Below are 12,208 nucleotides of genomic sequence, written 5' to 3' on the forward strand. Positions count from 1 at the left end.
AGGCGGGGCGGCGCGATCCCAGTATGCGGACTACCATGCGGTGAGCACCCTGGCCCTGTGCCCCGTTTCGCCGCGGAGTCTGCCTGGGTTTTGCCGGTCGGCAACGGAGCCGTCACCGGCTGTGGACCGCGAAAGAACAGGACGCATTTGTCGTGACTGCACTGTCTGTGAGCACCTCCTCCGCCGTGAGCCTGCGGGCGGATGCCCTGGTGGTCGGTGTGGCGAAGGGCCCCAAGGGCCTGGTCGTCGCTCCGGGCGCCGAGGCGGTCGTCGAGGCGTTCGAGGGCAAGCTGGCCGAGGTCCTCACCACCCTGGGCGCCACCGGCGCCGAGGGTGAGACGGTCAAGCTTCCCGCTCCGGCCGGGACCAAGGCCCCGCTGGTGCTGGCCGTGGGCCTGGGCCCGGCGCCCGAGGGCGCGTTCGGCGCCGAGGAGCTGCGCCGGGCCGCCGGTGCGGCCGCCCGGGCGCTGGCCGGGGCGAAGAAGGTCGCGCTGGCGCTGCCCGCGGCCTCCGCCGACGAGGTCGAGGCGGTCGCGCTGGGCGGCCTGCTCGGCGCGTACTCCTTCGGCAGCTACAAGGGCGAGGTGGCGAAGGCCCCGGTCGCCGAACTGGTGCTGCTGGTGGAGCGGAAGGCCTCGAAGGACGCCAAGGCCGCCGTGGAGCGGGCCGTGGCGGTCGGCGAGGAGATGAACCGGGCCCGCGACCTGGTCAACACCGCGCCGAACGACCTGAACCCGAAGTCCTTCGCCGCGATCGCGCAGGCGGCGGGCAAGGAGCACGGCCTCAAGGTCGAGGTGCTGGACGAGAAGGCGCTGGCCAAGGGCGGCTACGGCGGCATCCTGGGCGTGGGCGCCGGCTCGGCGAACCCGCCCCGGCTGGTGAAGGTGGCCTACACCCACCCGAAGGCGAAGGCCTCGCTGGCCTTCGTCGGCAAGGGCATCACCTACGACTCGGGCGGCATCTCGCTGAAGCCGGCCGGCCACAACGAGACCATGAAGTGCGACATGGCGGGCGCCGCCGCGGTGTTCGCCGCCGTGGTCGCCGCCAAGCGGCTGGGCCTGCAGGTCAACGTGACGGCGTGGCTGGCGCTGGCGGAGAACATGCCGTCCGGTTCGGCCACCCGCCCGGGCGACGTGCTGCGGATGTACGGCGGCAAGACCGTCGAGGTGCTGAACACCGACGCCGAGGGCCGGCTGGTGCTGGCCGACGCGATCGTCCGGGCCGGCGAGGAGCAGCCGGACGTGATCGTCGACGTGGCGACCCTGACCGGCGCGATGGTGCTGGCGCTGGGCAACCGCACCTTCGGCGTGATGTCCAACGACGAGGCGCTGCGCACCCGGCTGCACGAGACCGCGGACGCGGTGGGCGAGCCGTCCTGGCCGATGCCGCTGCCGGCCCACCTGCGCAAGGGCATGGTCGAGTCGACCGTCGCGGACCTGGCGAACATGGGCGAGCGGATGGGCGGCGGCCTGGTGGCCGGCCTGTTCCTGCAGGAGTTCGTCGCCGAGGGCACCGCCTGGGCGCACCTGGACATCGCCGGTCCGGCCTTCAACGAGGGCGGCCCGCACGGCTACACCCCCAAGGGCGGCACCGCGAGCGCGGTGCGCACCCTGGTCCGCTTCGCGGAGGACACCGCCGCGGGCGCGTGATCCGCTGACCGTCGCGGGGCCCGGCACCGTTGGTGCCGGGCCCCGCGCGCATTACCAGCCGGTAGCGCGGGGTGACAATTCGACGACGTGTTCGCCTCCGGCGAAAATTGATTCCGCAGAGCGGAACCAGGCCGGTGAAGCCCCCCGGACGGAGCACCTCCGCTTGCCGATTTCCCGGCCGTGAGCTGCGACGATACCTCCGAGAACGGGTCATACCGCCGCCGCGCGGACCGCACCGGGGGCGCCTCGGGGCACCCGCCGACGCCACCTGCTGCCAACAAGTGCAAAGATGTATTTCCGGCACGACTGGGCGCTCTTACAAGGGCACTCACCCACCGGACCGCGACCGGCCCGGCGATCCGCACCTTTTGCATGGAGGACGTGACGTGGCGAACGACGCCAGCACCGTTTTCGACGTAGTCATTCTCGGAGGCGGAAGCGGCGGTTACGCCGCGGCGCTCCGTGGCGCCCAGCTCGGCCTGAGCGTCGCGCTGATCGAGAAGGGCGAGCTGGGCGGCACCTGCCTCCACCGCGGCTGCATCCCGACCAAGGCGCTGCTGCACGCCGCCGAGGTCGCCGACGAGACGAAGGAAGCCGCCGAGTTCGGCGTCCTCGCCACCTTCCAGGGCATCGACATCAACGGCGTCCACAAGTACAAGGACGACGTCGTCGCCGGCCTGTACAAGGGCCTGCAGGGCCTGGTCGCCTCGCGCAAGGTCACCTTCATCCAGGGCGAGGGCAAGCTCTCCTCGCAGACCTCGGTGGACGTCAACGGCCAGCGCATCGAGGGCCGCCACATCGTCCTCGCCACCGGCTCCGTGCCGCGCTCGATCCCGGGCCTGGACATCGACGGCAACCGGATCATCTCCTCCGACCACGCGCTGAAGCTGGACTACATCCCGAAGTCGGCGATCATCCTCGGCGGCGGCGTCATCGGCTGCGAGTTCGCCTCGGTCTGGAAGTCCTTCGGCGTCGACGTCACCATCGTCGAGGGCCTGCCCCACCTGGTGCCGCTGGAGGACGAGAACTCCTCCAAGCTGCTGGAGCGCGCCTTCCGCAAGCGCGGCATCAAGTTCGAGCTCAAGTCCCGCTTCTCCGGCGTGGAGTACACCGAGAACGGCGTCCGGGTCTCGACCGAGAACGGCAAGTCCATCGAGGCGGACGTGCTGCTGGTCGCGATCGGCCGCGGCCCGGTCTCGGCCGGCCTGGGCTACGAGGAGCAGGGCGTCGCGATGGACCGCGGCTACGTCCTGGTCGACGAGTACCTGCGCACCAACGTGCCGACCATCTCCGCCGTCGGCGACCTGGTCCCGACCCTGCAGCTCGCCCACGTCGGCTTCGCCGAGGGCATCCTCGTCGCCGAGCGGATCGCCGGCCTCAAGGTCGTCCCGATCGACTACGACGGCATCCCGCGGGTGACCTACTCCAACCCGGAGGTCGCCTCCGTCGGCCTGACCGAGGCCAAGGCCGTCGAGCAGTACGGCAAGGAGAAGGTCGTCACCCTCAAGTACAACCTGGCCGGCAACGGCAAGAGCAAGATCCTCAAGACCGCCGGCGAGATCAAGCTGGTCCAGGTCAAGGACGGCGCCGTCGTGGGTGTCCACATGGTCGGCGCCCGCATGGGCGAGCAGGTCGGCGAGGCCCAGCTCATCTACAACTGGGAGGCCCTGCCCGCCGAGGTCGCGCAGCTCATCCACGCGCACCCGAGCCAGTCCGAGGCGCTCGGCGAGGCCCACCTCGCGCTGGCCGGCAAGCCGCTGCACGCGCACGACTGATCGCGCCCCCGTCCCCGTTCATTCCTGTACGCAAGACTTGATAGGAGTCGCTGGAACCATGGCGGTCTCAGTAACACTGCCCGCGCTGGGCGAGAGCGTGACCGAAGGCACCGTCACCCGCTGGCTGAAGGCCGAGGGTGAGCGCGTGGAGATCGACGAGCCGCTGCTCGAGGTCTCCACCGACAAGGTCGACACCGAGATCCCGGCGCCGGCCTCCGGCATCCTGGCCTCGATCAAGGTCGGCGAGGACGAGACCGTCGAGGTGGGCGCCGAGCTGGCGGTCATCGACGACGGCTCCGGCGCCCCCGCCGCCGCCCCGGCCCCCGCGGCCGAGGCCGCCCCGGCCGCCGCCCCGGCCGCCCCGGCTGCGGAGGAGGCTCCCGCGGCCCCCGCCCCGGCCCCGGCCCCCGCCGCCGAGGCCGCTCCGGCCGGCGACGCCACCCCGGTGCTGCTGCCCGCGCTGGGCGAGTCGGTCACCGAGGGCACCGTCACCCGCTGGCTGAAGGCCGAGGGCGACACCGTCGAGGTCGACGAGCCGCTGCTGGAGGTCTCCACCGACAAGGTCGACACCGAGATCCCCTCCCCCGTGGCGGGCACCCTGGTGAAGATCCTGGTCGGCGAGGACGAGACCGCCGAGGTCGGCGCCCAGCTCGCGCTGATCGGTGCCGCGGGCTCGGCTCCCGCCGCCCCGGCCCCGGCTGCTGCTCCGGCCGCCCCCGCTGCCCCGGCCGCTCCGGCTCCGGCTGCTCCGGCCCCGGTGGCCGCCGCTCCGGCCCCGGCTGCCGCTCCGGCCGCCCCCGCTGCCCCGGCCGCCCCGGCTCCGGCCGCCCCGGCTCCGGCCGCCCCGGCTCCGGCCGCCCCGGCTCCGGCTGCTCCGGCCCCGGCTGCTGCCCCGGCCGCTCCGGTCGCCGCCGCTCCGGCCGCGGACGCCGGTGACGCCTACGTCACCCCGCTGGTGCGCAAGCTCGCCGCCGAGCACGGCGTCGCGCTGTCCGCCGTCGCCGGCACCGGCGTCGGCGGCCGCATCCGCAAGCAGGACGTGATCGCCGCCGCCGAGGCCGCCAAGGCCGCGCCGGCCCCGGCCGCCGCCCCCGCTGCCGCCGCCCCGGCGAAGGCCGCCGCCGCGCCGTCCGCGCTGCGCGGCCAGACCGTCAAGATGACCCGCATGCGCAAGGTCATCGGCGACAACATGCTGAAGGCCCTGCACGAGCAGGCCCAGCTGACCAGCGTGGTCGAGGTGGACGTCACCCGGATCATGTCGCTGCGCGCGAAGGCGAAGGACTCCTTCCTGGCCCGCGAGGGCGTGAAGCTGTCCCCGATGCCGTTCTTCGTGAAGGCCGCCGCCCAGGCGCTGAAGGCCCACGCGGTCATCAACGCCCGGATCAACGAGGCCGAGGGCACCATCACCTACTTCGACTCCGAGAACATCGGCATCGCCGTGGACTCCGAGAAGGGCCTGATGACCCCGGTCATCAAGGGTGCGGGCGACCTCAACATCGCGGGCATCTCGAAGAAGACCGCGGAGCTGGCCGCGAAGGTCCGCGACAGCAAGATCACCCCGGACGAGCTGTCCGGCGCGACCTTCACCATCTCCAACACCGGTTCGCGCGGTGCGCTGTTCGACACCGTCATCGTCCCGCCGAACCAGGTCGCGATCCTGGGCATCGGCGCGACCGTGAAGCGCCCGGTGGTCATCGAGTCCGACGGCGGCACCGCCATCGGCATCCGCGACATGACCTACCTGTCGCTCTCCTACGACCACCGCCTGGTGGACGGCGCGGACGCCGCCCGCTACCTGGTCGCGGTCAAGGAGATCCTGGAGGCCGGCGAGTTCGAGGTCGAGCTCGGCCTGTGATCCGCACCGTGCCGTAGGCGCCCCGTCGGGAGCCCCGCACCGTCCCCGGACGGTGCGGGGCTCCCGCGCGTTGCGGGCCGGAACGGGTGCGGGCGGGGCGGCGATCGTGGAGGCTGGAGCGGTGATGGACGAGACGGGATTCTGGCAACTGGTCGACGAGGCCCGGGAAGCGGCCGCGGGCGACCCGGACGAACAGGCCGAGGCGCTGGTCGACCGGCTGCTGCGGCTCACCCCGGACGAGGTGCTGGACTTCGCCCGGCAGTTCGAGGCGCGCTTCCAGCGGGCGTACACGGTGGAGCTGTGGGGCGCCGCGTACCTGCTGCTCGACGGGGCCTCGGAGGACGGCTTCGACTACTTCCGGTGCTGGCTGATCGGCCAGGGGCGGGACGTGTTCGAGGGCGCGGTGCACGAGCCGGACGCGCTGGCCGAGCTGGTGCCCGACTTCGACGAGGAGGAGGACGGCGACGGGGAGGAGCTCGGCTACGCCGCCGACGAGGCGTACGAGCGGCTGACCGGGCTGCCGCTGCCGGACCTGGGGGTGCGGCAGCCCGCGGCCCCGTACGGGGTGTGGTTCGACTTCTCGGACAAGGCCCAGCTGGCGGCCCGCTACCCGCGGCTGTGGGAGCTGTACGGGGACTGAGCGGGGCCGGGCGGCCGCGGGCCGGACGGCGCGCCCTCCGGGGGGCGGCCGTCCGGGTGCCGCCCGGGCGGGTGCCGGTCGGGCGGGTGGCGGCCCGGCGGGTGGCGGCCCGGCGGGTGGCGGCCCGGCGGGTCAGGAGGCGGTGGTGATGCCCTGGATGATGTCGTCCAGCACGGCCGGGTCCGGGGCCTTGGGGTCGTCGTCCACGCCGCCGCGCAGGATGACGTAGCCGCTGCCGTCCGGGTCCGGCACGGCCGCGACCACGGCGTAGCCGGCCGCGCCCTGCTCGGGTTCGACGTGCCAGCGGATCGCCCAGCCCTCGTGGCCCGCGACGGTGAGGGTGCCGGCCGACTCCTCCCGGTGGGAGCGCAGGGTGCCGAAGGCGGCGGCGGCGAAGTCGGTCATCGCCTGTTCGGCGGCGGCCTGGGCGTCGGCGGCGTCGACGCTGTCCGCGGCGATCGCGAACTGGCCGCGCAGGCAGAGGGACTCGGACTGCTCGCAGGCGTACTGGCCGGAGATCTCCACCACCGTCGCCCGTTCGTTGGCCGGTTCGGCGGTCCAGCCGTCGGGCAGCGGGACGCCCCAGCCGTGGGCCTTGTCGGCGAGCTGCAGGGCCGGGGCGGGGCTGGTGCGGGTGTCGTCGGCGCTGGTGTCGTCGGTCTCGGTGGCGTCCGGGGTCGGGGACGGGGAGCGCGGCGGGCGGGAGGCGGCCGGGGTGGAGACGCCGACGGTGATGGTCGGCGCGGGCCCGGCCTTCTTCGGGCCGTCCGGCTGCAGGGCCCACAGCACGGTGCCGACCGCGCCGGCCAGCAGCACCACGACCACCGAGACGACGGCGATCAGCGGGCCCCGGCCGGGGCGGCCCGGGGGCGGGCCCGGCGGCCCGAAGGACGGGGGTGCCGGGGGCGGGGGGCCGGGGGCGACCTGCCAGGTCTGGGTGACCGCGTCGTTGACCAGGCCGGCCTGCCGGTGGGAGTCCGTCCAGGCGGTGCCGTCCCACCAGCGTTCCTGCCCGGTGCCGGGGACGGGGTACCAGCCGGGCGGCGTCGGGTTGCTCACGGCCGCTACCGTACCGCTCGGGGGCCGCCCTCCCCAGACGGTCGGCGGTCACGAATCGGGCACCCGGGGCGGTGGGTTGACGAACCGTCGGCCCTCGGCGGGTCAGTCCAGGGCGCGGCCCATCCAGACGTCGTCCACGTAGCCGCCGTCCAGCAGGAAGTGCTCGGGCAGCACGCCGAGGACCGCGAAGCCGGCCCGTTCGTAGAGGCGGCGGGCCGGGGCGTTGTGGGCGAGCACCCGGAGCGTCATCCGGCGGGCGCCCTCGGCACGGGCGGCGGCGCAGGCGGCGGTGAGCAGGGCCTCGCCGATCCGGCGGCCGCGGGCCTCGGGGAGCACGCCCAGGCCCTGGATCTGGCGGACGTGCGCGTTGGAGGGCAGCGGGATCTCGCGGACCTGGCGGACGTAACCGACCACCCGGCCGTCGAGTTCGGCCAGCAGGTACTGCTCGGGGCGGTGCGCCTCGTCGAAGACCGGGGCGTCCTCGGGGCCGCGCGGGGCGACCTCGCTGAGCGGGGACCAGGTGGCGTGGTCGACGGCGCGGATCGCGCGCTCGTCCTCGACCCGGGCCGGGCGGATGATCACATCGTCGGAAGGCATGGCGGTCATGCTAGACGCCGCTCCACGGACTCCTCGGCGGGGTTGCCGGGTTGCTGAGCGGGTAGGCGGCGCCGGACTGGGAGGATGGCCGGCATGCGAATCGCGGTGACAGGCTCCACGGGGTTGATCGGGTCCGCGCTGGTGGACTCCCTGCTGGCGGACGGGCACGAGGTGCTGCGGCTGGTGCGGCGGCGCTCGCGCACCGGGCCGCAGCCGGACGGGACGGTCGGGGTCGGCTGGAACCCCCAGCTGATGCAGATCGACGCGGCCGCGCTGGAGGGCGTGGACGCCGCGGTGCACCTGGCCGGGGCGGGCGTCGGCGACCGGCGCTGGACGGACGCCTACCGGCGGGAGATCCGGGACAGCCGGGTGTTCGGCACCGAGACGCTGGCCGCCGCGCTGGCCCGGCTGAAGGAGCCGCCGCGGGTGCTGGTCAGCGCCTCCGCGGTCGGCTACTACGGGCAGACCGGCGACCAGGTGGTCGACGAGGACTCCCCGGCCGGGAGCGACTTCCTGGCCGAGGTCTGCCGGGAGTGGGAGCGCGCCGCGCGGCCCGCGGCGGACGCCGGGATCCGGGTGGTGCACCCGCGCACCGGGCTGGTGCTGGACCCGGCGGGCGGCGCCGGGGCCCGGCTGCTGCCGCTGTTCAAGCTGGCGCTGGGCGGGCGGCTCGGGAACGGCGGGCAGTACTGGTCGCTGATCTCGCTGGCCGACGAGGTCGCGGCGCTGCGCTTCCTGGTCGAGCACGAGGAGCTGTCCGGGCCGGTCAACCTGACCGGGCCCGCGCCCGTCACCAACCGCGAGCTGACCGAGGAGCTCTCCCGGCAGCTCGGGCGTCCGGCGGCGTTCGCGGTGCCGGAGTGGGCGCTGCGCACCGTGCTCGGGGAGATGGCCGTGGAGGTGGTGGGCAGCCACCGGGTGGTGCCGAAGGCGCTGCTGGACGCGGGGTTCGTGTTCCGCGACCCGGACGTGGGGGCGATCGTCGCGGCGGCGCTCGGGGAGCGCTGACGGCGGCGCCCGGGCTGCGCTGACGGCGGCGCTCGGGGTGCGGCGGGGGCGGTGCCCCGAGCGCACCGTGGGAGGTGACGGGGCGTCGGCAGGGGGCGCACGGGTGCAACCGGGCGGCGCGCGGGGCGTGGGCGGTGACGGACCGCGCCCGTTCCCGCCTCGCGCACCCCGTTTGACGCACGGTGGGTAATCGCCCGCTGCCCCTGTGTCGCCGTTCCGGTGTGATGAGCCGATTGGGCGTCACCCGGCGGTCTGGAGCGGCGGATGACGGGGCATCACCAGTGCGGACCACGTCAGGGAGGGAGCACCCAATCGTGCCCGCACAGGACTTCATCGGCCGCGCCCAGCGCGGTCGGTCCGACGACCCCGACGCGATCGTCGTCGGCGCCGGCGTCGCCGGACTGACCGCCGCGACCGCGCTCGCCGCCCAGGGCCTGGACGTCCAGGTCCTGGAGGCCACCGACCGCGTCGGCGGCCGGATGGCCACCCGCGAACTCGACGGCTTCCGCCTCGACCACGGCGGCCACCTGCTCAACACCGCCTACCCCGAGCTCGCCCGCCGCCTCGACCTCGACCGGCTGGAGCTGCGTCCGCTCGCCCCCGGGGTCCTGGTGCACGGCGGCGGCCGCAGCTACCGGGTCGGCGACCCGCGGCTCGCCCCCGCCCGGCAGGCCGCCGCCCGCGGGCCGCTCGGCACGCCCCTGGACAAGGCGCGGCTGGCCGCCACCCTCGCCCGGCTCGCCGCGACGCCCGCCGAACGTCTGCTCGCCCGCCCCGAGACCACCGCCGCCCGGGCCCTGGCCGACCGCGGCCTGCCCGCCCGCACCGTCGACGGGTTCCTGCGCCCGCTGCTCGGCGCCCTGCTCTCCGACCCCGCGCTCGGCACCTCCAGCCGGGTCGCCGACCTGGTGCTGCGCGCGTACGCCCGCGGCCGCCTGTGCGTCCCGGCGGCGGGCACCGGGGCGGTGCCCGCCCAGCTGGCCGCCCGGCTCCCGCAGCACAGCCTGCGGCTGGGCGTCGAGGTCACCTCGGTCGGCACCGACGGCGTGGAGACCGCCGCGCACGGCCGGGTCCGGGCCCGCGCGGTGGTCGTCGCCACCGACGCGGCGACGGCCGCGGGCCTGCTGCCGGGCCTGCGGCAGCCCGCGTTCCACCCCGTCACCACCTACTACCACGCGGCGGAGCGCTCCCCGCTGGGCGAGGCCGTCCTGCTGCTCGACGCCGAACGCTCCGGGATCTCGCACTCGCTGGTGCTCAGCGACGCCGACCCCTCGTACGCCGCCGACGGGCGTGCGCTGATCGCCACCACGGTGCTCGGCCGCCGCGCCTTCGACTCCGGCGGGCCGGCCGGCGACGAGGGCGCCGTCCGGCGGCGGCTGGCCGAGCTGTACGGGACCGCCACCGGGGGGTGGGAGTTCCTGACCGTCCGGCACGTCGCCGACGCGGTGGTCTCGATGCCGCCGCCGCACCACTTCCGCCGCTCGGTCCGGCTGCTCGCCGGGCTGTACGTGTGCGGCGACCACCGGGACACCGGGACGGTGCAGGGCGCGCTGGTCTCCGGCCGACGGGCCGCGGACGCCGTCCTGCGGGACCTCGGCGTGCGGGTCGAACCGGAGGCGGACCGGGCGGCGGCGTAGAGCCGGAGGCGTGTGTTCAGGGGCCCGGGGAACGGCGGGCTCGGGGCTGCTGCGGGTGCACTGCCGGTGCGTGCCGTTGCTCCGGGTTCTGTCACGACGGCCCGAAGCAGCACGGACACTCCGGTGGGCTCCGGCCGCCAGCAGCTCGGACCCGCCGTTCCCCGGGCCCCTGACGGAGCCACTGCGCGGCTCGGACCTGCCGTTCCCCGAGACCCTGACGGGGCCTTCCGGTGGGGCTCTCAGATCACCCCCGCCTGGCGGGAGGCCTCTTCGAAGGCGCGGGCGGCGGGGGTGGTGCGGTAGGGGGTGAGGCGGCGGTGGAAGTCGCGGAGGTACTCGACGGTGCGGGCCGACCGCATCTCGCCCGCGGCGCGCAGCGAGTCGGTGGCCATGGAGCAGGCCTCGTCGACGTCCCCCATGCCGAGTCTCGCGGAGGCGAGGACGAGGCGGCACAGGATGCGGCTGCGGGAGTAGGCGGGGGCCCGCAGGCGGAGGGACTTCTCGGCGTGCTGGGCGGCGGGGCGCCACTGCTGGAGGTCGCGGTAGCAGTGGGCGAACTCGTCGGCGAGCTGGGCGTCGTCGAAGTAGCGGGCCCAGGACGGGACTTCGTCGGCGGTGCGGGCGGTGGCGAGGGCGCGTTCGCAGCGGACCAGGGCGGTGGTGCAGGAGCGGACGTCCCCGGCGAGGGCGTGGCCGCGGGCCTCGGCGGCGTGCATGAGGGCCTGCACGACGGGGGCGGCGGCGGTGCCGACGCCCTGCTGGGCGACCCGGGCGAGCTGGATGGCCTCGCGGGCGTGGCCGAGGTGGACGGCCTGCTGGCTCATGGTGGTGAGGACGAAGCCGCCCAGGACGCGGTCCCCCGCGGCCTGGGAGAGCCGCAGGGCCTGGACGAAGTACCGCTGGGCGAGGCCGTGCGCGGCGATGTCGAAGGAGGTCCAGCCCGCGAGCCGGGTGAGGTCGGAGACGGCGCCGAACAGGGCGCGTCCGATCTGTTCGCCGTAGCGGCCGCGGAGCATGGGTTCGGCCTCGCTCTCCAGGTAGCGGACCAGGGCCTGCCGGGCGTGGCCGCCGCCGTAGGCGTGGTCGAGGGCGCGGAAGAGGTCGCCGACGGCGCGGATGGCGGCGATGTCGCCTCGGCCGACCCGGACGGGGGGCCTGGTCTCCCGGGGCTCGGTGGCGGGTTCGGCGCCGGAGGGGCGGCGTGCGCCCTGCGGGGGGACCCGGGCGCCCTGCGGGGAGGCGCGCAGTTCCTCGGGGGTGAGGGTGGTGCCGTCGCGGGCGACGCGTTCGTCGGTGCGGCCGATCAGCCAGTCGCGGCTGGGGACGACCAGCCCGGCGGGGGTGAAGGCGATCTTGCGGAGTTCGGCGTAGGGGCCGTTGTCCTTGCGCCACATGGAGGCGACGATGTCGACGGCCTCCTGCGGGGTCTCGGCGAACTCCAGCCCGGCGTAGACCGGGGCGCAGGCGTCGAGGCCGACGTCCTGGGCGGTGAGGCGGCGGCCGAGGCGGCGGGTGAAGACCTCGGCGATCAGCGCGGGGGTCGCGCCGCGGGGTTGCTGGCCGCGCAGCCAGCGGGTCACCGAGGTCTTGTCGTAGCGCAGGTCGAGGCCGTGCTCCAGGCCGAGTTGGTCGACCCGGCGGGCGAGGCCGGCGTGCGAGAAGCCGGACTCCTCGATGAGCGCGGCGAGTTGGGGGTTCTGGGCGCGCCCGGCCGCGGGGGCCGGTGGTTCGGCCGGCTCGGGGGCGCGCGGAGGGGTCTCGGCCGCTCCGGTCGGGCGCGGGTCGAGCGGGTCGAGCGGTCGGTACGCGGGGCTGTCGATCACTGGCCGTTGGGGCATAGCAGTCCACACCTCTCAGGCGCCGTTCCGGCCCCTCCTGCCCGGACGGCGCCCCCTGATCGGGAATCGGCGCGAATGTAGCGAGCATTGGGACGCTATGGGTGGATTCGGACCACCCGTCCTCCGAACGGGTGAACCATCCCCGCCCGT

9 protein-coding genes are annotated in these 12,208 nt (G+C 75.1%); 6 read left to right on the forward strand and 3 right to left on the reverse strand.

Features of this window, described 5'->3' with window-relative positions:
- The first annotated feature begins 152 nt into the window (after positions 1–152).
- The 4 genes from QSK52_RS26470 to QSK52_RS26485 all read left to right on the forward strand — a co-directional run bounded on the left by QSK52_RS26470 (position 153) and on the right by QSK52_RS26485 (position 5,919).
- On the forward strand, positions 153–1,649 hold the full coding sequence (locus QSK52_RS26470) for a leucyl aminopeptidase (protein WP_285738663.1): 1,497 nt from the start codon (positions 153–155) through the stop codon (positions 1,647–1,649).
- A 368-nt stretch (positions 1,650–2,017) separates the two neighbouring features.
- The gene (lpdA, locus tag QSK52_RS26475; protein WP_106973967.1) at positions 2,018–3,424 is read left to right on the forward strand and encodes a dihydrolipoyl dehydrogenase; all 1,407 of its coding nucleotides are present in this window, start codon (positions 2,018–2,020) and stop codon (positions 3,422–3,424) included.
- A gap of 58 nt (positions 3,425–3,482) precedes the next feature.
- Complete coding sequence (gene sucB / locus QSK52_RS26480; protein WP_285738664.1) at positions 3,483–5,279, forward strand: 2-oxoglutarate dehydrogenase, E2 component, dihydrolipoamide succinyltransferase; 1,797 nt, start codon at positions 3,483–3,485, stop codon at positions 5,277–5,279.
- A gap of 124 nt (positions 5,280–5,403) precedes the next feature.
- Positions 5,404–5,919 carry a DUF4240 domain-containing protein gene (locus tag QSK52_RS26485; RefSeq protein ID WP_285738665.1) on the forward strand — a complete coding sequence of 172 codons (516 nt, stop codon included), beginning with the start codon at positions 5,404–5,406 and terminating at the stop codon, positions 5,917–5,919.
- A gap of 132 nt (positions 5,920–6,051) precedes the next feature.
- Here the strand turns inward: QSK52_RS26485 and QSK52_RS26490 are convergent, their stop codons facing one another.
- Complete coding sequence (locus QSK52_RS26490; RefSeq protein ID WP_285738666.1) at positions 6,052–6,978, reverse strand: DUF2510 domain-containing protein; 927 nt, start codon at positions 6,976–6,978, stop codon at positions 6,052–6,054.
- A 102-nt stretch (positions 6,979–7,080) separates the two neighbouring features.
- Entirely contained in the window at positions 7,081–7,584 is a 504-nt protein-coding gene (locus QSK52_RS26495) for a GNAT family N-acetyltransferase (RefSeq protein WP_285738667.1), read from the reverse strand.
- A gap of 75 nt (positions 7,585–7,659) precedes the next feature.
- On the opposite strand from QSK52_RS26495, the gene QSK52_RS26500 reads away from it, so the two are divergent.
- Both QSK52_RS26500 and QSK52_RS26505 read left to right on the forward strand, forming a co-directional pair.
- Positions 7,660–8,583, forward strand: a complete 924-nt coding sequence (locus tag QSK52_RS26500) for a TIGR01777 family oxidoreductase (RefSeq protein ID WP_285738668.1) — start codon at positions 7,660–7,662, stop codon at positions 8,581–8,583.
- 314 nt (positions 8,584–8,897) lie between these two features.
- Entirely contained in the window at positions 8,898–10,220 is a 1,323-nt protein-coding gene (locus QSK52_RS26505) for an FAD-dependent oxidoreductase (RefSeq protein WP_285738669.1), read from the forward strand.
- 239 nt (positions 10,221–10,459) lie between these two features.
- Here the strand turns inward: QSK52_RS26505 and QSK52_RS26510 are convergent, their stop codons facing one another.
- Positions 10,460–12,058: a regulator gene (locus tag QSK52_RS26510; protein ID WP_285738670.1), complete on the reverse strand. Its 1,599-nt coding sequence runs from the start codon at positions 12,056–12,058 to the stop codon at positions 10,460–10,462.
- Positions 12,059–12,208: the final 150 nt, after the last annotated feature.

It is taken from the genome of Kitasatospora phosalacinea, assembly GCF_030268885.1.
GTDB classification, from domain to species: domain Bacteria; phylum Actinomycetota; class Actinomycetes; order Streptomycetales; family Streptomycetaceae; genus Kitasatospora; species Kitasatospora phosalacinea_C.

Excerpts from the sequence above, each read along its gene's own strand:
- sucB (WP_285738664.1), top strand. The coding sequence starts at position 3,483 with ATGGCGGTCTCAGTAACACTGCCCGCGCTGGGCGAGAGCGTGACCGAA.
- QSK52_RS26485 (WP_285738665.1), top strand. The coding sequence starts at position 5,404 with ATGGACGAGACGGGATTCTGGCAACTGGTCGACGAGGCCCGGGAAGCG.
- QSK52_RS26495 (WP_285738667.1), bottom strand. The coding sequence starts at position 7,584 with ATGACCGCCATGCCTTCCGACGATGTGATCATCCGCCCGGCCCGGGTC.
- QSK52_RS26500 (WP_285738668.1), top strand. The coding sequence starts at position 7,660 with ATGGCCGGCATGCGAATCGCGGTGACAGGCTCCACGGGGTTGATCGGG.
- QSK52_RS26510 (WP_285738670.1), bottom strand. The coding sequence starts at position 12,058 with ATGCCCCAACGGCCAGTGATCGACAGCCCCGCGTACCGACCGCTCGAC.